Origin of the sequence: Pleionea sediminis (assembly GCF_007570825.1) — a bacterium.
Lineage (GTDB): Bacteria > Pseudomonadota > Gammaproteobacteria > Enterobacterales > Kangiellaceae > Pleionea > Pleionea sediminis.
On record NZ_SUNB01000001.1, the window covers coordinates 154565 to 174150 of the forward strand.

16 protein-coding genes and 6 tRNA genes are annotated in these 19586 nt (G+C 41.1%); 7 read left to right on the forward strand and 15 right to left on the reverse strand.

Going from position 1 to position 19586, the window contains the following annotated elements; all coding sequences use genetic code 11:
* Window positions 1-21: 21 nt before the first annotated feature.
* Complete coding sequence (pspA, locus tag FAX86_RS00480) at window positions 22-684, reverse strand: phage shock protein PspA (RefSeq protein ID WP_144391380.1); 663 nt, start codon at window positions 682-684, stop codon at window positions 22-24.
* Window positions 681-914 carry a hypothetical protein gene (locus FAX86_RS00485; protein WP_144391381.1) on the reverse strand — a complete coding sequence of 78 codons (234 nt, stop codon included), beginning with the start codon at window positions 912-914 and terminating at the stop codon, window positions 681-683. Before FAX86_RS00485 ends, pspA begins: the two co-directional genes overlap by 4 nt.
* A 180-nt stretch (window positions 915-1094) precedes the next feature.
* Between FAX86_RS00485 and pspF the strand changes: the two genes are divergently transcribed.
* The 6 genes from pspF to FAX86_RS00515 are packed head-to-tail and all read left to right on the forward strand — an operon-like array spanning window position 1095 to window position 7656.
* Window positions 1095-2117, forward strand: a complete 1023-nt coding sequence (gene pspF, locus FAX86_RS00490; RefSeq protein WP_144391382.1) for a phage shock protein operon transcriptional activator — start codon at window positions 1095-1097, stop codon at window positions 2115-2117.
* Between the two features lie 11 nt (window positions 2118-2128).
* Entirely contained in the window at window positions 2129-3790 is a 1662-nt protein-coding gene (locus tag FAX86_RS00495; RefSeq protein ID WP_144391383.1) for an ABC transporter substrate-binding protein, read from the forward strand.
* Complete coding sequence (locus FAX86_RS00500) at window positions 3787-4806, forward strand: ABC transporter permease (protein ID WP_144391384.1); 1020 nt, start codon at window positions 3787-3789, stop codon at window positions 4804-4806. The genes FAX86_RS00495 and FAX86_RS00500 overlap by 4 nt, the downstream gene beginning before the upstream one ends.
* On the forward strand, window positions 4803-5696 hold the full coding sequence (locus FAX86_RS00505; protein WP_144391385.1) for an ABC transporter permease subunit: 894 nt from the start codon (window positions 4803-4805) through the stop codon (window positions 5694-5696). The genes FAX86_RS00500 and FAX86_RS00505 overlap by 4 nt, the downstream gene beginning before the upstream one ends.
* Window positions 5696-6694: an ABC transporter ATP-binding protein gene (locus FAX86_RS00510; RefSeq protein ID WP_144391386.1), complete on the forward strand. Its 999-nt coding sequence runs from the start codon at window positions 5696-5698 to the stop codon at window positions 6692-6694. The genes FAX86_RS00505 and FAX86_RS00510 overlap by 1 nt, the downstream gene beginning before the upstream one ends.
* Window positions 6691-7656 (forward strand): ABC transporter ATP-binding protein, encoded by a 966-nt coding sequence (locus tag FAX86_RS00515; RefSeq protein WP_144391387.1) that lies wholly within the window; start codon window positions 6691-6693, stop codon window positions 7654-7656. Before FAX86_RS00510 ends, FAX86_RS00515 begins: the two co-directional genes overlap by 4 nt.
* Before the next feature lie 20 nt (window positions 7657-7676).
* On the opposite strand, the gene fabV is transcribed toward FAX86_RS00515, so the two are convergent.
* The 13 genes from fabV to FAX86_RS00580 form a co-directional block, all read right to left on the reverse strand.
* Window positions 7677-8855 carry an enoyl-ACP reductase FabV gene (gene fabV / locus FAX86_RS00520; RefSeq protein ID WP_144391388.1) on the reverse strand — a complete coding sequence of 393 codons (1179 nt, stop codon included), beginning with the start codon at window positions 8853-8855 and terminating at the stop codon, window positions 7677-7679.
* Between the two features lie 160 nt (window positions 8856-9015).
* A complete protein-coding gene (locus tag FAX86_RS00525) occupies window positions 9016-10926 on the reverse strand; it encodes a SurA N-terminal domain-containing protein (protein ID WP_144391389.1) in 1911 nt (636 codons plus the stop codon).
* Window positions 10927-11007: 81 nt separating this feature from the next.
* Window positions 11008-11084: transfer RNA gene (locus tag FAX86_RS00530), tRNA-Asp, on the reverse strand.
* Between the two features lie 57 nt (window positions 11085-11141).
* Window positions 11142-11217: transfer RNA gene (locus FAX86_RS00535), tRNA-Val, on the reverse strand.
* Between the two features lie 12 nt (window positions 11218-11229).
* A complete protein-coding gene (locus FAX86_RS00540; RefSeq protein ID WP_144391390.1) occupies window positions 11230-11502 on the reverse strand; it encodes an HU family DNA-binding protein in 273 nt (90 codons plus the stop codon).
* Window positions 11503-11785: 283 nt separating this feature from the next.
* Complete coding sequence (lon, locus tag FAX86_RS00545) at window positions 11786-14203, reverse strand: endopeptidase La (protein ID WP_144391391.1); 2418 nt, start codon at window positions 14201-14203, stop codon at window positions 11786-11788.
* 161 nt (window positions 14204-14364) lie between these two features.
* Complete coding sequence (gene clpX / locus FAX86_RS00550; protein WP_144391392.1) at window positions 14365-15657, reverse strand: ATP-dependent Clp protease ATP-binding subunit ClpX; 1293 nt, start codon at window positions 15655-15657, stop codon at window positions 14365-14367.
* Window positions 15658-15822: 165 nt separating this feature from the next.
* Window positions 15823-16440, reverse strand: a complete 618-nt coding sequence (gene clpP / locus FAX86_RS00555) for an ATP-dependent Clp endopeptidase proteolytic subunit ClpP (RefSeq protein WP_144391393.1) — start codon at window positions 16438-16440, stop codon at window positions 15823-15825.
* 176 nt (window positions 16441-16616) lie between these two features.
* Window positions 16617-17915, reverse strand: coding sequence for a trigger factor (gene tig / locus FAX86_RS00560; RefSeq protein ID WP_144391394.1), 1299 nt, complete (start codon window positions 17913-17915; stop codon window positions 16617-16619).
* A 123-nt stretch (window positions 17916-18038) separates the two neighbouring features.
* A tRNA-Leu gene (locus FAX86_RS00565) sits at window positions 18039-18123 on the reverse strand.
* Between the two features lie 103 nt (window positions 18124-18226).
* Window positions 18227-18302: transfer RNA gene (locus FAX86_RS00570), tRNA-His, on the reverse strand.
* A 57-nt stretch (window positions 18303-18359) separates the two neighbouring features.
* A tRNA-Arg gene (locus FAX86_RS00575) sits at window positions 18360-18436 on the reverse strand.
* Between the two features lie 36 nt (window positions 18437-18472).
* Window positions 18473-18549, reverse strand: a tRNA-Pro gene (locus FAX86_RS00580).
* Between the two features lie 169 nt (window positions 18550-18718).
* Here FAX86_RS00580 and folD point away from each other — a divergent pair.
* Window positions 18719-19585 (forward strand): bifunctional methylenetetrahydrofolate dehydrogenase/methenyltetrahydrofolate cyclohydrolase FolD, encoded by an 867-nt coding sequence (gene folD / locus FAX86_RS00585; protein ID WP_144391395.1) that lies wholly within the window; start codon window positions 18719-18721, stop codon window positions 19583-19585.
* Window position 19586: the final 1 nt, after the last annotated feature.

Below are 19586 nucleotides of genomic sequence, written 5' to 3' on the forward strand. Positions count from 1 at the left end.
CCAAAAATATACCTATTTAAGCTACCGATTTTTCACTTTCTCTTTTAAAGCTTTTAATTCATCATCTACCTTTTGATCAGATTCTAGATCATTAATTTCTGCTTTTAAGTTTCGTGAGCTTACCGTTCTAAAACTCTCGGCCTCCGCTTCTAACTCATCAAGTTTTCTTTCAAACTGTTCAAATCTCTGAACAACATTCGACGAGCTGGAGTCATAGAGCTTTCGATTAACTTTTACGCGCGACTGCTGAGTATTAAAACGCATCTCGATGGTTTGTTGGCGCGCTCTGGCATCAACCAGTTTATCTTGAAGTTGATTGATCTCTTGAGTGAGATTGCCAAGTGAGTCGTCAAGCTTTTGCAATTGGGAAGATAATTCCGATAAATCTCTCTCCAGCTTGTACTTTTCGTTGAGGGCGGCTTTTGCCAAATCCTCTCGCTCCTTTGATACAGCGAGTTCAGCTTTTTCTTGCCAATCTTGGATTTCAGACTCAAGCCAATTGAGCTTTCTAAGGAGTTCCTTCTTGTCTGCCAAAGTTTTTGCTGAAACAGTACGAACTTCAACCAATGTGTCTTCCATTTCTTGAATTATCATTCGTATCAATTTTTGAGGGTCTTCCGCTTTATCGAGCAAAGCATTCATATTCGAATTAATGATGTCTGCAAAGCGAGAAAAAATGCTCATAAACTTGGACTCCAGTTAGGTGTTTGAGAACGCTGTGGTAACGGCTCAAATAAAACTCGTATTGGGTTAGTAAAATAATCAACATATTCTGCCTCAAGAGGCTTATCAAATACCAACGATAAAAGAAAAAGAGAGATGCCGGACAGAGCCATTAATCCACTCGCCCATTGCTTAAAGACAACCAGTTTAATTGTCGAAGGCAACTTCTTCCCACTCAGCGCGTTCATCATTCTACCTCACCATTCCTCTAATCAATTGACCTACTATTCATGAGTATTACAAGATACATGCCAAATTAAATTCAACATAACACTCTGTTAAACAATAAGTTTTTTATTTAATTCTGGTAATCTAATTCTACATAAGGTTAAATTAACTAAATAATTGTGAATTTAACCAAAGAATTTTTGATGAATCGTCGAGAGCCAGACAATTTAATTGGTGAGTCCTCCAGCTTTTTAGAATGTCTGGAAAAAGTATCTCGAATCGCGACACTCAATCGGCCTGCTTTAGTCGTTGGCGAACGAGGTACGGGAAAAGAGCTTATCGCATCACGCATTCACTATTTGTCTGCACGATGGGACCAACCTTTCATAAAACTTAACTGCGCAGCCATTAACGAAAACCTGTTAGAGTCAGAATTGTTTGGCCATGAAGCAGGCTCATTTACGGGCGCTAAGGGACGTCACGCCGGCCGATTTGAACTTGCCGATGGCGGAACCTTGTTTCTTGATGAGCTCGCAACCTCCTCCCCGTTAATTCAAGAAAAACTTCTGCGTGTTATCGAATACGGAGAATTCGAGAGAGTGGGTGGCAATAAAACGCTTTCTGTCGATGTTCGACTCGTTGCCGCGACAAATGAAGATCTACCAAGTTTGGCAGATAAAGGCAAATTTAGACATGATCTTCTGGATCGCCTCGCATTTGATGTTCTTACGCTTCCACCGTTGCGAGAAAGAAAAGAGGATTTAACGCTTTTGGCTCATCATTTTGCAGTTAAAATGAGTTTAGAGATGGGTTTGTCGCGATTTCCTGGCTTTTCGTCTGAAGCTGAAGAGCAGATTCAGTCCTATACTTGGCCAGGAAATATTCGGGAGTTGAAGAACGCCATTGAACGTAGCCTTTACTTAAGTGATCAAGAAGGTCCTGTTGAGCAAATAGTATTGGACCCTTTCGATTCTCCTTATCGGCCCATTAGTAGAAATCAAACTCAATCATCAAACACCAATGCACGAAGCCCATCGCCGAGCTCGACATCCGATGTATCTTTTCCTATAGACTTGAAAGATTTAATGCAATCGACAGAAGTACAAATTATTCAAAATGCCCTTGAACATGCGCAGTTTAACCAGAAGAAAACTGCAGAATTGCTCGGATTGACGTATCATCAACTCCGAGGCTATTTAAAAAAATACAAACTACTCGACGGTTGACTTATTAAACAATGTTGTTAACAGGCAAAGTAAAATACATCTTGTCCACCACAACTCTTGTACTTGCTCAGTTGTTATTAGCTGGGTGTGATCAAAATGCTATGAATGTTGACGCATTTGATACAACACTTGTCTATTGTTCAGAGGGCAGCCCGGATAGTTTCGATCCTCACACGGTTACGATTGGAGTTGCATTTGATGCTTCCGCCCGCCAAGTATATAACCGACTCGTAGAGTTTAAACGTGGTACTACAGAAATAACTCCATCTCTTGCTAAGCGCTGGAAAATCCGAAACAACGGCACTGTTTACCGATTTTATTTACGTGAAGATGTGCAGTTTCACAGTAATGAGTTTTTTCAACCGACACGTAACTTTAATGCCGATGACGTAATATTTAGCTTCATGAGACAAAAAGAAAAATCACACCCATTTCATTCCGTTGGCAACCGTGATTATTCTTACTTTAATTTCCAAGGCTTGAATACACTTATCAAGTCGATAAAGAAAATTGACCAGCACACCATTGAATTCGAATTAGAGCGTCCATTTAGCCCATTTATCTCAGTTCTTGCTATGGAGTTCACTTCAATTATGTCGGCTGAATACGCCAACGTGTTAGAACAAACTGACCGCAAGAACTACATTATTCAATACCCTATCGGGACTGGCCCTTTTCAGCTTGTCCGTTATCAGGTCGATGCATTTATTCGCTATAAGGCTTTCGAACATTATTGGCGCGGGAAAGAACCTATTGAGCATTTAGTATTTGCAATTACACCCGATCCCTCACTGAGATTTGCTCGAGTTACTGCTGGTGAATGCGATGTAATGAGTAATCCACTGCCCATTCATTTAAAAGCCCTGGATGAAGAATCATCTCTCAAGATTGTTACGGAACGGGGATTAAACATCGCTTACTGGGCATTTAACACTCGCAAGCCTCCACTCGATAATCGTCGAGTTCGGCAAGCTCTAAATCATGCCATTAATAGAGATGCAATACTTGAGGCGGTTTATTATGGCTCTGCGCTTAAAGCTAAAAACCCCATTCCACCAGGCATGTGGTCTTACAACGACGAAGTAAAATATTATGAATACAATCCTCAGCTCGCTCGGAACTTACTATTTAGCGCGGGCTTCGAAGATGGTTTTGAAATAGATATTTGGGCATTTCCAGAGCAGCGCTCATACAATCCCAATGCAATAAAAACGGCTGAACTTATTCAACAAGATCTAAAAGAAGTCGGTGTTAAAGCCAATATCATTACTTACGAAGTTGGAACCTTTTTACAAAAAGTAAAGTCAGGCGAACATATAACATCTCTACAGGGTTGGATTGCAGATAATGGCGATCCCGACAATTTTTTTAATTCGCTATTAAGTTGCGAAGCGACGATTCCCGGACAAAACTCTGCTTTCTGGTGTAATGAAGAATTTGATGCCATTATTAAAGATGCACAAGTGATTTCCAACCGAGCTCGGCGAGCAAAACTGTACCAAAGAGCACAACAAATTTTTAAACGTGAAGCACCCTGGCTAACTATCGCTCATACCCAACAAAACTTAATTGTTAATGATCGAGTAAAAAATTTAACGATTCCATTAACTGGAGGGATATTTTTCAGCGGCGTCAAACTTGAGCCACGACGAGAGAGTGATATGCGTTTATGATTAAAATTCTTCTCAAGCAGCTTACAATTTTAATATTAAGCTTCACTGGCATAACCATTATCTTTTTTTCTCTTGCTCAACTTGTCCCTGGAGATCCGGTAATTTTACATTATGGAAACTTGACACCCGGAACGGAGCAATATGAAAACGCTTACCAAGAACTCGGGCTTGATGAGTCATTAGTGCGACAATATTTAATTTTCATAAAAGATGTTCTTCAAGGAGACTTAGGACGTTCTACAGTAACCAATCATTCCGTTTTGGAAGAGTTTTTTACTTTTTTTCCTGCAACTATAGAGCTCAGTTTGTTTGCTATTTTAATTGCTTTAGTCTTTGGAGTTGGTGCAGGAGTTCTCGCAGCTGTTAACAAAAACACCTGGATAGATAATCTGGTTATCAGCAGTTCATTAATTGGTTATTCCATGCCAATATTTTGGTGGGGTATGCTATTAATCCTTTTATTTTCTCTCAACTTAGGCCTAACACCTGTCGCTGGTCGAATTAGCTTTGTCTTTGATATTGAACCCGTTACCGGCTTCATGTTAATAGACACTTTACTGGCTTATCCTAAATATGAATTCGCTGCATTCTATGACGCATTGCTTCACCTGATTTTACCTTCAGTTGTTTTAGCCACAGTACCTCTTGCTGTTATTGCAAGAATGACTCGCTCTGCAATGATTGAAGTTCTATCCGCCGACTATATTTTGACAGCAAAAGCCAAAGGGGTGAGTAACTTTAAAATTATTTGGGTGCATGCTTTACGAAACGCACTTATTCCATTAGTCACCGTACTAGGACTTCAATCGAGCGTACTGTTAACGGGTGCGATTTTAACTGAAACAATTTTTGCCTGGCCAGGTGTTGGAAAATGGATGGTCGAAGCAATCTTTCGACGGGATTATCCCAGTATCCAAGGTGGTGTACTGTTAATAGCCGTATTTGTCATTCTAATCAACGCAACTGTCGATTTACTTTACGCGGCAATTAATCCTCGAATGAGGCGCCCGGAATGATCGAAGTTAAGATTTATAAAGATATACCAATACCTGGTCGTTGGCGACAATTTAATCGTCAGTTTCGTCAACACAAAGGTGCAATGCTTGGATTGTTTTTTTTACTTATTATATTAATTGCTTCTGTGTTTGCTCCGATTATTGCCCCTTATGATCCTGCAGAACAATTTCCAGAGTTTTTAAGAAAACCTCCAGCCTGGACTGACGACGGAAACCGCGAATTTATTTTTGGAACTGACGACCTCGGAAGAGATGTATTTTCACGTATTATTTATGGATCACAGCTATCTTTAGGGTTGTCTGCGGTTGTCGTGTTCATTGCTGCGATATTCGGTATTTTGCTCGGTGCAATTGCAGGACTTAGCCGAGGATTCATTGAGTTCAGCATTTTAAGGCTAATGGATATAATTTTAGCTGTTCCATCTTTGTTACTTGCCATTGTGATCATTGCGATCATAGGTCCAGGTTTACCAAATGCAATATACGCAGTAGCCATTGTTTTAATTCCACACTTCGTTCGCATTGTCAGAGCCTCAATAAAAGAAGAAATGAATAAAGATTATGTAGTCGCGGCAAGGCTTGACGGAGCAAATAAAGCGCGACTATTTACTCACTCGATCTTACCCAATATTCTTCCGCCATTAATTGTTCAAGTTAGCCTCGCTTTTTCTACTGCAATTATCGATATAGCAGCCCTTGGATTTCTAGGACTAGGTGCTCAACCGCCGAACCCTGAATGGGGGACTATTTTGTCACAATCACGCGATTATATTCAGCTCGCCCCATGGACAGTGACAATTCCTGGAGTAGCGATTTTAATTACCGTGTTAAGTATTAACCTTGTTGGTGATGGTCTGCGTGATGCTCTCGATCCAAAGGATGGTTCATAATGAAACTCCTTCACATCGAAAATTTAAGTGTCGAATTTCCCACTCACAAAGGCCCTGTAACAGTATTGGACAAAGTTTCTCTTCGAATGGAACGCGGCGAAGTGTTGGGAATTGTTGGTGAGTCAGGTTCGGGAAAAAGTATGCTAGCTCTGGCAATTATGGGCCTGTTAGCACCAAATGCCTCACTTAAAGCGGATTATTTAAGTCTTAATAATCAAGATCTAATGAAACTAACAGAAGAGCAACGAAAACTATTTGTTGCTCAAAATGCCAGTATTATTTTTCAAGAGCCGCAAACCAGTATGAATCCTTGCTTTACGATCGGAAGGCAATTAATGGAAACCATCGAACTGCATGGAATTCGACGTCCAAAAAAGCAAAAACAACGTGCTCGAGAACTTTTAGATGCTGTTGGTATCAATGAACCAGAGCTACGTTTAAAACAATATCCTCATCAGTTATCAGGAGGAATGAATCAACGTGTTATGATTGCAATGGCAATTGCAGCAGAGCCAAAACTTTTAATCGCTGATGAGCCAACAACAGCACTGGACGTTACAATACAATCTCAAATCATCGAATTACTACTTGAGTTGAACCGCTCGCGCGAAATGGGACTCATGCTCATTACCCATGACTTCGCATTGATGTCTGAGAGTACGCAACGTGTATGCGTAATGTACAGCGGACAAATCATGGAGAATGCTCCAACGGAAAGCATACTCGAAAATCCTCGACATCCATACAGCAGAGCTTTATTGGATAGCATTCCTCATATTGGAGAACGTCACCATATGGGCCAACGACTCTATTCTCTTAAAGGGACAATTCCTGCGATAGATCACTTACCGGTGGGTTGTCGGCTGGGCCCCCGTTGCCCAAAGGCAGCGAAAGAGTGCGTTAAGCCTCCAAGGTTAGAAAAAATTGATCAACATGGGTTGGTGCGTTGCCACTTTCCTCTGGAAAAAGAAAATCAATCAGAGGGATCGAGCCAATGACTGATCTGGTTTTATCCGTTGAGAACATATCTAAAACCTATAAATATTCATCACTAGGATTTAGACAACAAAATATTTTTGCATTGGATAATATTAGTTTTAAATTAAGACGCGGCCAAACATTAGCTATTGTGGGAGAATCGGGCTCTGGAAAATCAACTTTAGCACGATTATTGGTTGGTTGTGATAATCCAACAACTGGAAAAATATTTATCGAAGAACAAGATGTTTTCGAACTCAGTAAAAGTGATCAAAAAAAACAATTCAAAAAAATTCGGATGGTTTTTCAAAATCCCTATAGCTCACTTAATCCTCATGCCCGGATAGGTACAACATTAGAGGAACCGTTAAAAATAAACACCAACTTGAGTAGTCATGATCGAAAACTCGCGGTAAAGCACGCACTAAAAAGAGTTGGGTTAAGAGAGGAACATGCTAGTCGATTTCCTCATATGTTTTCCGGTGGACAACAACAACGCATCGCAATAGCAAGAGCCCTTATATTAAATCCGGATGTCATTGTTGCCGATGAACCATTAAGCGCACTCGATGTTTCAGTTCAAGCTCAAATTCTCAATCTATTGATGGATTTGCAAGAAGAGTTAAAAATATCTTATGTGTTCATTTCTCATGATTTAGGCGTTGTTGAACATATCAGCGATCAAGTATTGGTAATGTACCGCGGAAAACTGATGGAATACGGAGAAGTCGACCAAATATTTGACCACTCAAAACATCCTTATACACGTAAACTATTATCGAGCACGCCTTCATATCGTCATACTGTGAATTATAAGTTTAAAAAGATAGATCCTGAGTTTAAAAAACTCGCCAATTTAAAATCAGGCTGCGTTTTTGCCTCGAGATGCTCCTATGCAGAAGAAAAATGTATTGATGAAGTGCCTAAAACGCGATTTTTGAAGGGACATCGTGTCACCTGCCATTGGCCAAGAGAAGATTAAAAAGCGGCTAAGCCGCTTTTTCATGACCAATCAACAACTGGATCGACATCTTGTTCATAATCTACCTGTTCAAAGCCAAATCCAAAAAGCTTTAAGAAATCGAGATGGTAGCCTTTGTAATCACCAAGTTCCGAAAAGTTTTCAGTTGTCACCATATCCCACTTTTCTTTAATTTTTGATTGAATGGCGTCATTAGTTTCTACAGTATCCATTCTTAGCCGGTTTACTTCATCAACCGATGGATTATCAGCAAAAAGCATTTTATCAAAGAGTCCATAAATTTGCTCTATAACTCCCTCATGGCATCCTTCATCTTTCATCACTTTAAACATCAAAGAAATGTACAACGGCATAACTGGAATCGCAGAACTCGCTTGGGTCACAACTGCTTTAAGAGACGACACATAAGCTGTTAAATGAATATTTGAATATTGCTTATTTAACTGAGCAGCCGCTCGATCCAAATCTTCTTTCGCCTTACCGATAGTTGCATCACCATAAATTGGACGAGTTAACTCTTTTCCTATGTAAGTATAGGCGGTGGTTCGACAATCTTTAGCTAAAACGCCAGCATCATTCAGAGCTTCAATCCACAATTCCCAGTCTTCACCGCCCATCACTTTAATCGTATTTTTTATATCATCATCCGTTGCGGGGTCTAAGGTTATTTCGTGAACAACTTCCTTAGAAGTATCAAAAGTTTTAGTAGTATACGAGTTGCCAACGGGCTTCAACTGAGAATTATAAACGGTTTCGGTTTTAGGATCTTTTCTTCGAGGAGAAGCTAAACTATAAACCACCAAATCGACTTCGCCTAGATCTGACTTGATCAAATCGATGACTTCTTTTTTACACTCATCAGAAAAAGCATCACCATTTATTGTTTTACAATATAAGTCTTCTTTTTGAGCAAACTTATGAAAAGCCGCAGTATTGTACCAACCTGCTGTTGCTGTCTTCTTTTCAGATGGCTCTTTTTCGAAACAAACGCCCAGCGTTTTCGCTCCAGCTCCAAAAGCAGCGGTAATTCGGGAAGCTAATCCATAACCCGTAGAACATCCAATAACCAGCACCTTTTTAGGGCACTCTAAAGTTCCTTTAGATTTTACGAAATCGATTTGCTCTTTAACGGCTTGTTCGCAACCTACCGGATGAGCGTTAGTGCAAATAAATCCACGAATTTTTGGTTTAATAACCATAATCATTAACCTCTATTGCGCATGGCAGAATAACGGCATGTTACCTTGACATAGTATGATTGAAAAGAACTAATAAAGAGGTCGGTGAAGTTGATGAGAGGAAATTTAAAAATAACAAAAAAGCCGGGAAAACCCGGCTTTTTCTCAGACAAATACTAGATTAATTTTGTTGCTCAATACGCTCTTGGAACTTTACTACGTCGGCGTTTTCTTTTGCGGCATCAATAATTGCCTGATATCCAATTTCTTGCATAGAACGGCGAATTCGAGACTCAGCCTGTTTCTTTTCAGCCTCAGTCAACTTAGCTGTTTCTGGAGTGATAACTTCTGTTACTTGCACAACAGCAAAGTCGCCACTTAGTAATTCTTCTCCAACAGCAACAGGCTTACCATCAACCGGTTTTGGTGCCTTAAATGCCACTCTAGTGATATCGAATCCAAGCTCCGATGAGTTTCGGCGAACTTTTTCACCAACTTTCCACTCAGCATTCAATTCAGCAATCTCATCATCAATATTCTCAGAATCATTTAGTTTCGCAACAAGACTTTCTCCTTTCTGCTTCGCTAATTCACGAGACTTATCAATTTTAAGTGCAGTAGTAACTTCTTCTTTAACTTCTTCTAAAGATTTAGTCCGCTTCTGAGTATGCTCAGCTTTTCTCATAACAATAAGATGACCTTCAGAAACTTCAATCGCTCTGGAGTTGCGCTCATCCATTAATACAGGTTGACTATAGGCTTCACTGACAACGTCTTGATTAGCGAATACACCATCTCCACCAGAAGGAGGGAAAGCGTCACTGGTTTTAATATCTAAGCTAGCTTCGGCAGCGGCGGGAGACAGTGAGCGATAGTTTTCGAATGCCAATGTCGAAATTTTTTCTTTCTTAATATAAAACTGCTTCTCTGCCTCATCTGTTTTGAGTCGATTCGCAATTTCATCTTTTACTTCTTCAAGAGCTCGTACTTCACCTTCTTTAACTTCAAGTAACTTGACTAAGTGATATCCAAACTCCGTCTTAACAGGAGCCGATACATCACCAGCTTGCGCGAGTTCAAACATTGCTTTTTCGAACTCTCCATCCATTACACCTCGTCCAACGAAGCCAAGGTCACCACCTTGTTCAGCAGAAAAGTCTTCGGATTCAGCTTTAGCCACTTCTGCAAAGTCTTCTCCACTCTCGATACGTTGTGCTAGAGTATTGATTGTGTTTAGTGCTTCCTCGTCGGAACGCTCATCAGTTTTTATGAGGATATGAGCGACTCGGCGCTCTTCTTCTTCGCGATAAAGCTCTTGATTATTAGAGTAATACTCTGAAATTTTCTCATCAGGGATTTGAATATCTTTTTTCAAATCATCCACTTTCAATTCAATATATTGAACCGAGAGCTTTTCCGGTATTTCATAATTACCTAAATTATTCTGATAGTAAGTATTAATCTCTTCGTCAGTTAACGAAACTTTTTCTTCGAAAGGTTTCGCCTCGATAACAAGAGCTTTCACCGAGCGCTGCTGTTGCTCAAGTGCCACTCGAGTTTCAACTTCATAGGGCATCGCTACCTGGGTAGAACTAAAGATATTAACAAATTGCGATTGGGTAATTTCATCAGCTATTAATCCTTGAAGATAATTTCTGGTCCACCCACGCTGAACGAGAAATCGATCAAGAGCTGCTGTAGAAAAGCTTCCATTTTCCTGAAAAACAGGTATTTCTTTAACTCGTTTTTGTATTTGGCTGGGAGAAGCACGGAAACCCAAATCAGAAACTTCTTGAGACACTAGTTCCGCATTAATTAACTTATCAAGAACATTCAATCGAAATTGCTTTTTTCGCTCCTCAGTCGGAAACATTGCGTCGAATTGCTCACCATATCGAGCTGATTCCGATTGGATCGCATTTTGCCACTGACTACCGGTAACTTCTTCACCATTTACCGTCGCGATAGCTTCAGCACTTGTTCCGCCGGCGCTTGACGTAAAATAACCCGCAAATACGAATGAAATTACGATTATTGCTAATACAAATTTGAACCAAGGCTTTTGAACGCCCGTCCGAATACTCTCCATCATAACGAGATACCTGAGTGATTCTTGCTTTCTAATAATTAATGTTGATAAAAAAAACGCGCCCCGAAAGGCGCGTTCACTTACTGGCGGAGCGGACGGGACTCGAACCCGCGACCCCCGGCGTGACAGGCCGGTATTCTAACCAGCTGAACTACCGCTCCTAAATCAGTTATTCAATTCACGACTTTTCGAAAACTGAACATATCCCACCCAAAAATTGGTGGGCGCTACTGGGCTCGAACCAGTGACCCTCGCCTTGTAAGGGCGATGCTCTCCCAACTGAGCTAAGCGCCCAACAAAGGCGCGCTAGTTTACCGCGTCTTTTAATGCTTTACCAGCTTTAAATGCAGGAACTGTTGCTGCTGGAATTTGAATTTTTTCTTTAGTTTGTGGATTAAGGCCAGTACGCGCTGCACGCTGTTTTACACTGAACGTACCAAAGCCAACAAGTGCGACTTGATCGCCTTTGCGTAATGATTCTGTAATTGAGTCTAAGGTTGCGTCTAAGGCTCGACCTGCAGCCGCTTTTGAAATGTCCGCTCCAGCTGCAATTGCATCAATCAATTCTGATTTATTCACTCAACTTCCCCTTGTAATTGTTGTGTGTTTAAAAGTCGTTGGATGTATTATTCACTTTATTACACCACCGACCGAAGTGCGAGCGAACTTTATACCAATTGGATAAATTGACTGTCAAGCAACTTGTCGTCTGAAGCCAGTATTTATGCGGCCTAGCGCTCAATTTTTCACAGCTTCGACGGTTCTTTAACCAATTTACACAATAGAAATTCGAACTCGCGTATTTATTATTTAATTGCAAGTATTTAGTGCAAAGCAATATTAATTTTTTTAGCGATAATAATTAATGCGCTTTGTTAATCGTTTCGCTTGATTCATCTTTCGTTAAAACAGTCGAATCGGTAACAACTTTCTCGTCTTCTATTTTTACAGGAGATTCAGAAAATGCGACCTCCATAACTTCGTCGATCCACTTTACAGGAATAATTTCCAAATCGCCTTTAATATTTTTCGGAATTTCTTCGAGGTCACGCATATTATCTTTTGGAATTAATACTTTTCTTATTCCACCTCGATGCGCAGCTAAAAGCTTCTCTTTTAATCCACCAATTCTGAGCACTTCGCCGCGCAAAGTAATCTCTCCTGTCATGGCAACTTCCGACAAAACTGGAATACCAGTTAAGCTCGAAACTAATGCAGTGCACATTCCAATACCTGCGCTAGGACCATCTTTTGGTGTTGCACCTTCAGGAACATGAACATGAATGTCTAATTTTTCATAAAAATCGGCATCAATACCAAGACGTTTCGCACGACTACGAACAACTGTCATAGCCGCTTTGATCGATTCTTGCATAACATCACCCAGTTGTCCGGTAAAAAGAGTTTTACCTTTACCAGGCGTTGCCATTGCTTCAATTGTTAATAAATCGCCACCCACTTGTGTCCAAGCTAAGCCTGTTACTTGACCAACACGATGTTCTTCAGACGCTTTGCCAAAATCATACTTTTCAACACCCAAATATTTTTCAATATTTTTTTCTGAAACAACTTGCTTCTTATCTTTTGGTTTTAGCGTTAAATTCTTGACAACTTTGCGACATATCTTAGCTATTTCTCGCTCGAGTGACCGAACACCGGCTTCTCTGGTATATCGTTGTATGATTTTACGAATCGCTTTTTTATGAATAAGTAGTTCATTCTCTTGCAGACCGGCGCTTTCCATTTGCTTCGGAACTAAATAACGTTCTGCAATTGCAAGTTTTTCATCTTCGGTATAACCCGGAATACGAATCACTTCCATACGATCCAATAATGGCTCAGGAATATTCATTGAGTTGGCAGTACACACAAACATTACTTCAGACAAGTCATAATCAACTTCAAGATAATGATCGTTAAAAGTATTGTTTTGTTCAGGATCTAAAACTTCTAATAATGCAGACGAGGGATCACCACGCATATCAGATGCCATCTTATCAATTTCATCAAGCAAGAAGAGTGGATTCTTAACTCCGATTTTTGCCATTTTTTGAATAACTTTGCCCGGCATAGAGCCAATATAAGTGCGTCGGTGACCACGAATTTCAGCTTCGTCTCTTACCCCACCTAGAGACACTCTTACATACTCACGACCGGTTGATTTAGCAATTGAGCGACCTAAAGAAGTTTTACCAACTCCAGGAGGCCCAACTAAACACAATACCGGCCCTTTTATTTTGTCGACTCTTTGTTGAACAGCTAAATATTCTAAAATTCTTTCTTTTACTTCTTTTAAACCATAGTGATCGTCATCAAGTACTTTTTCTGCATTGATCAAATCTTTTTTAACGTCACCGCGTTTACTCCAAGGAACACTGATCATCCAATCAATATAGCCCCGAACAACTGTCGCTTCAGCTGACATAGGAGACATCATTTTTAACTTTTTAAGTTCAGCATCAGCTTTTTCTTTGGCTTCTTTCGGCATGCCTGCTTGTTCAATTTTTTCTTCAAGCTCAGCTAACTCTTTTGTCGACTCTTCGCCATCACCAAGCTCTTTTTGAATGGCTTTCATTTGCTCATTCAAATAATATTCACGCTGACTCCTTTCCATTTGTTTTTTGACGCGACCACGAATGCGCTTTTCGACATGCAGGACGTCTATCTCGCCTTCCATCAGTCCCATTAAATGTTCAAGTCGTTCTTTGACATCATCGATTTCAATAATTTTTTGCTTTTCATCGACTTTTAAAGTTAAGTGAGAAGCGACAGTGTCAGTTAAGCGTCCTAAATCAGAAATACCTGACAGCGCTGACAATATTTCTGGAGGTATTTTTTTGTTTAGCTTGATGTAGCTCTCAAAGAGTTCGGTAGCAGAACGCATCAATGCTTCTGCTTCTGATTCGGGAGGTAGAGGATCTTCTAGATGTTCAATTTCTGCAAATAAAACCGAATCATTTTCTGCAAAATCTTTTACTCTTGCGCGGCTTTGGCCTTCAACCAAAACTTTCACATTGCCATCAGGAAGTTTTAACATTTGCAAAATCTTTGCAATGCTACCAGTTGTATAAATATCATCCGACTCAGGGGAATCCGTTGCTGCATCTTTTTGCGCCAGCAATAAGATGTGCTTATCGCCACGACTATTGGCTTCTTCAAGTGCTTGAATCGATTTGCTTCGTCCCACAAAGAGAGGAATGACCATATGTGGAAAAACGACGACATCCCGCAAGGGTAAAACGGGTACGGTTTCAATTGTGACTGTTTCGCTCTCTGACATAATGATTACTTCTCGATTTGATTTAGTAACTATATGGGGATTCAAATGCGATATTCAAATAAAAGCACTAAAAATCCTCTCGGACACGCCAATTAGTGAACGTTGAATGCGACAAAGGCCAGCGAACTGGCCTTTTGTTATCAACTTTGGCGCTCAACTCGCTATTCAGCTGATGCTTTTTTCCCCTGAGAGTCATTTTCAAAAATGAGCAAAGGATCCGACTCGCCATCTACGACGGCCTGATCGATTGCGACCTTTGATACATTTTTCATCGAAGGCAATTTGTACATGGTCTCAAGCAAAACTTTCTCCATTATAGAGCGTAACCCACGTGCTCCTGTACGCCGCTCCATTCCTTTACGAGCTACGGCTCTTAATGCATCTTCACGAAACTCAAGAACAACATCTTCCATATCAAAGAGTCGACTGTATTGTTTGGTTAACGCATTTTTGGGTTCTTTTAAAATACGAACGAGAGCTTCTTCATCCAACTCTTCAAGAGTTGCTACAATCGGTAAACGCCCTACAAACTCAGGAATCAAACCGTATTTCACTAAGTCGTCAGGCTCACAATCACGCAGAACTTCACCTACGTTTTTGCTATCGTCTTTTGAGCGAACTTCAGCACCAAAACCGATGCCGCCCTTTTCTGAACGGTCACGAATAACTTTATCGAGTCCAGCAAACGCACCACCACAGATAAACAATATATTTCGGGTATCGACTTGTAGGAATTCTTGCTGAGGGTGCTTTCGCCCACCTTGTGGTGGCACTGATGCAACTGTACCTTCAATAAGCTTTAAAAGAGCTTGTTGAACGCCTTCACCAGACACATCACGAGTGATTGATGGGTTATCCGCTTTTCGAGATATCTTATCAATTTCATCGATATAAACGATACCATGCTGAGCTTTGTCGACATCATAATCACAGCGTTGTAATAGCTTTTGAATGATATTTTCAACGTCTTCACCAACATAACCAGCTTCGGTCAATGTTGTTGCGTCAGCAATGGTGAAGGGAACATTTAATAGACGCGCCAAGGTTTCAGCCAGCAGAGTTTTTCCGCTTCCCGTTGGTCCAACCAGCAAAATATTCGATTTGCCTAACTCAACTTCATCCCCTTTACCACCAACTGCCGAATTCAGGCGCTTGTAATGGTTATAGACAGCCACAGAGAGAACTTTCTTCGCCTGAGCTTGCCCAATAACATATTCGTTCAGGGTTTCGTTGATTTCTTCTGGAGTTGGTAATTTAACGCCTTCTGACTCTTGTACAATATCCTCGACTTCTTCTCGGATGATATCGTTACACAGTTCGACGCACTCATCACAAATAAAGACAGAAGGCCCCGCAATCAGCTTGCGAACTTCATGCTGGCTCTTGCCACAAAAAGAACAATACAGCAACTTGCCATTATCGTCTTTTCCGCCAGTGCCTTTTTTATCACTCATGGACTTTCCTCAAATTCGGTTAAAAAAGCTACGGCCTGAGCCGTTTTAAGCCGATATACTCTATATGTTAGCCGTTTTTGACGTTTTGTCATCATTTCGCAGCGTCCAATAGAGCAGATTTGCAGACTTATAGCAAGTAGCTATGTCGCCTTTCAATAATAAGAGTTAATTATCTCTATTTTCTAATACCTTATCGACAATACCATATTCCTGAGCCGTTGCGGCACTCATGAAATTGTCTCGATCGGTGTCTCGCTCAATATCCGCCAGTTCTCTGCCAGTGTGGAACGCTAGTATTTCGTTCAATTTAGCACGCATTTGAAGAATTTCTTTGGCGTGTATCTCAATATCAGAGGCTTGTCCCTGAAATCCACCCAAAGGTTGATGAATCATTATACGAGAATTCGGCAATGCACACCTTTTTTCCTTTGCTCCTCCGGCCAGCAAAAATGCGCCCATGCTGCATGCTTGTCCAATACACAGCGTACTAATGTCTGGCTTAATAAATTGCATCGTATCGTAGATGGACATTCCAGCAGTAACAGAGCCGCCCGGAGAATTAATATACAAATAAATGTCTTTCTCTGGATTTTCTGACTCCAAAAATAGCATCTGGGCGACTACTAAATTAGCCATATGATCTTCGACTTGCCCAACGAGAAAAATAACCCGCTCTTTTAAAAGTCGAGAATAAATGTCGTAAGACCGTTCACCTTTTGCGGTTTGCTCAACTACCATAGGTACCAAAGTTGCCGCAGTTTCGAGATGCTTCTTGTCCAGCATATTTTCTCCTATTATTCGCAACGGACGATATTGGATTTTTGGCTTCACTACCAATATTTATTTAGCTTATTAAAATAAAAAGCCCGGAACCTAAACTATAGCAGCATTGGCCCCGGGCTTAAATTTTTTTATTGAGTTATTAACCACTTAACTGGAGCGGTTAATAACCAAACAAATTAACGTTTTTGATCCATAATTTCTTTAAAGCTAGTTTCTTTATCGGTTACTTTTGCTTCAGATAAAACTAGATCAACGACTTTTTGTTCTAGCACTAATTGCTCAATTTGAGATAAACGAGACTTATCTTCTTTATACCAACTGATAACTTCTTCTGGCTGCTCATAAACAGATGCTAACTCTTCAAGCTGAGAATCTATGTCAGCATTTTCGGCTTTTAACTCTTTGGCTTTAATGACACCACCAATAACCAATCCCAGCTTCACACGACGCATCGCTTGTTCTTCGAACATAGATGCCGGTAAGTTAGCCGCCATATCCTCATTTCCGCCGTATTGCGAAATCATTTGTTTTCGCATCGCATCTATTTCTGAGTCAACCGCTGCTTTAGGAGCTGTAATATCGTCATGAACTTTAAGCAATCCATCCATAACCTGCTCTTTAACTTTAGAGCTTAATGCGTTTTTAAGTTCACGCTCCATGTTAGCACGGACATCTTCTTTCATTTTATTGATGTTACCGTCCTCGACACCTAACGCTTCCGCTAATTCACCAACTTTTGGCAACTCTTTTTTGTTAACCTTATGTACAGTTGTCTTAAATACCGCTTCTTTGCCTGCCAAATTTTCCGCATGATAGTCTTCAGGGAAAGTCACCTTCACTTCGACTTCATCACCAGCTTTTGCATCGACTAATTGATCTTCAAAACCAGGAATCATTGAGCCTGTCCCTAGTTCAAGAGGATGATTTTCCGCTTTTCCACCTTCAAACTCTTCACCATCAATAGAACCCACGAAGTCAATAACAACCTGGTCACCCTCTTTCGCTTTACGTTTAACTTCAACCCAGCTTGCACGCTGCTCTCTCAAAGTGTCCAGCATGTCGCTTAAGTCTTCATCTTTAACTTCAGCTGTCAGTTTTTCCACCTCGATGCCAGAAAGATCTTTTATTTCAACTTCTGGATAAACTTCAAAGGTTGCAGTGAACTCGACATCCTGACCTTCTTCGTTTTTCGTTGGCTCAACAAATGGAGCTCCTGCAGGAGTGATTTTTTCTTGAATAATGGCTTTGTAGAAGTACTGCTGCATCAACTCGCCTAAAACTTCATGACGAACGCTATCACCAAATCGCTTCTTTACCACTTTAAAAGGCACTTTTCCTGGGCGGAAACCGTTTAGACGGACAGTGCGTGACAGTTGTTGTAAGCGCTTTTGCGCCTCAGTATCCACATCTTCAGCAGGAATACTGACCGTTAATTTACGCTCTAAAGCTGACGTGGTTTCTACTGAAACTTGCATTGCAATACTCCAAAAAATTCTCGTATTAAATAGCAAAAAGCCGCCTACGATTGGCAGCTATGCTGTGCATTGATAAAATTCAGTATGCGGGGGGTTGTGCGGCAAGATACATTCAAAGAAAACTGGTGCGAAAGGAGAGACTCGAACTCTCACGCCTCGCGGCACTGGAACCTAAATCCAGCGTGTCTACCAATTCCACCACTTTCGCGTTTTCTTTAAAATCCCTGACATGATGTGGTATCGGCCCTAGTGCTACACCACCCTACATGCTATGAGCCGCTGTCATTTCATACTAATTATCGGCTCAACTCTGGGGTGAGTGATGGGATTTGAACCCACGACAACCGGAATCACAATCCGGGGCTCTACCAACTGAGCTACACCCACCATAAACTTTAACTTATGTCCTGGCCAAGTTCGGCCCCACCAGCTGCCAAACAAGTTTGGCGCGCCCGGCAGGATTCGAACCTGCTACCCACGGCTTAGAAGGCCGTTGCTCTATCCAAATGAGCTACGGGCGCTATGTAACCTAAAACCATGAACATAAGCAATAAAACTGGTCGGGGAAGAGGGATTTGAACCCCCGACATCCTGCACCCAAAGCAGGCGCGCTACCAGACTGCGCTATTCCCCGATATCTCGTTCGTTGCCTCACGAGGAGCGCGCATAATACTGATTTCGGTGGGTATCGTCAACAACCAAAAACATTTTATTATACGATTTTTCAGGCTTTCAACTCTGAACATTTCCTGAGAAAATACTCCACCAATCAATTGGGTTAATTTGTGGACAAACAATATCTTATGACTGCTCAAATTATCGACGGAAAAGCCATCGCTAAGCAACTCAGACTTAAAATTGCCGAAAAAGTATCTTCCCGACTCAACCGAGGTCTCCCTGCGCCAGGTCTCGCGGTGATTTTAGTGGGTAATGATGCTGCATCCTCTATTTACGTGAACAAAAAAGTTCAGGCGTGCGAAGAAATAGGATTCAACTCGAAAAAAATCGAATTGCCGGAATCCACCAGTGAGCAAGAATTACTCAACACAATCGACAGTTTAAATGCCAACCCGGAAATTCATGGCGTTTTACTGCAACTCCCTATTCCTGAGCATATCGATTCTAATAAGATGCTCGAGCATATCGCCCCTGAAAAAGACGTTGATGGATTTCATGCATTTAATTTGGGACGACTGGTTCAAAGAAATCCATTGCTTCGCTCGTGCACCCCTAAGGGAATTATTACTTTATTGGAGTCGATTGACGGCGTCGATATCCGCGGCATGGATGCAACAATTGTTGGGGCATCGAATATCGTCGGGCGACCGATGTCTCTTGAATTACTCATCAAAGGATGCACGACAACGGTATGTCATCGCTTTACTAAAAATTTACAGTCTCATGTAGAGCGCGCGGAATTACTTATTGTCGCGGTTGGAAAACCCGGAATCGTTAAAGCAGAGTGGATAAAACCCGGAGCAATCGTAATTGATGTGGGAATTAATCGACTTGAAACAGGTGAAGTTGTTGGCGATCTGGATTATGAAGCTGCGGTAGAAAAAGCAGGTTGGATTACACCGGTTCCAGGTGGTGTTGGCCCGATGACGGTAGCAACCCTGATGGAAAACACTATTCTAGCCGCAGAACTTTCCGAAGAAAAAGTGCGGTAAT

Excerpts from the sequence above, each read along its gene's own strand:
- pspA (WP_144391380.1), bottom strand. The coding sequence starts at position 684 with ATGAGCATTTTTTCTCGCTTTGCAGACATCATTAATTCGAATATGAAT.
- FAX86_RS00485 (WP_144391381.1), bottom strand. The coding sequence starts at position 914 with ATGATGAACGCGCTGAGTGGGAAGAAGTTGCCTTCGACAATTAAACTG.
- pspF (WP_144391382.1), top strand. The coding sequence starts at position 1,095 with ATGAATCGTCGAGAGCCAGACAATTTAATTGGTGAGTCCTCCAGCTTT.
- FAX86_RS00495 (WP_144391383.1), top strand. The coding sequence starts at position 2,129 with ATGTTGTTAACAGGCAAAGTAAAATACATCTTGTCCACCACAACTCTT.
- FAX86_RS00500 (WP_144391384.1), top strand. The coding sequence starts at position 3,787 with ATGATTAAAATTCTTCTCAAGCAGCTTACAATTTTAATATTAAGCTTC.
- FAX86_RS00505 (WP_144391385.1), top strand. The coding sequence starts at position 4,803 with ATGATCGAAGTTAAGATTTATAAAGATATACCAATACCTGGTCGTTGG.
- FAX86_RS00510 (WP_144391386.1), top strand. The coding sequence starts at position 5,696 with ATGAAACTCCTTCACATCGAAAATTTAAGTGTCGAATTTCCCACTCAC.
- FAX86_RS00515 (WP_144391387.1), top strand. The coding sequence starts at position 6,691 with ATGACTGATCTGGTTTTATCCGTTGAGAACATATCTAAAACCTATAAA.
- fabV (WP_144391388.1), bottom strand. The coding sequence starts at position 8,855 with ATGGTTATTAAACCAAAAATTCGTGGATTTATTTGCACTAACGCTCAT.
- FAX86_RS00525 (WP_144391389.1), bottom strand. The coding sequence starts at position 10,926 with ATGATGGAGAGTATTCGGACGGGCGTTCAAAAGCCTTGGTTCAAATTT.
- lon (WP_144391391.1), bottom strand. The coding sequence starts at position 14,203 with ATGTCAGAGAGCGAAACAGTCACAATTGAAACCGTACCCGTTTTACCC.
- clpX (WP_144391392.1), bottom strand. The coding sequence starts at position 15,657 with ATGAGTGATAAAAAAGGCACTGGCGGAAAAGACGATAATGGCAAGTTG.
- clpP (WP_144391393.1), bottom strand. The coding sequence starts at position 16,440 with ATGCTGGACAAGAAGCATCTCGAAACTGCGGCAACTTTGGTACCTATG.
- tig (WP_144391394.1), bottom strand. The coding sequence starts at position 17,915 with ATGCAAGTTTCAGTAGAAACCACGTCAGCTTTAGAGCGTAAATTAACG.
- folD (WP_144391395.1), top strand. The coding sequence starts at position 18,719 with ATGACTGCTCAAATTATCGACGGAAAAGCCATCGCTAAGCAACTCAGA.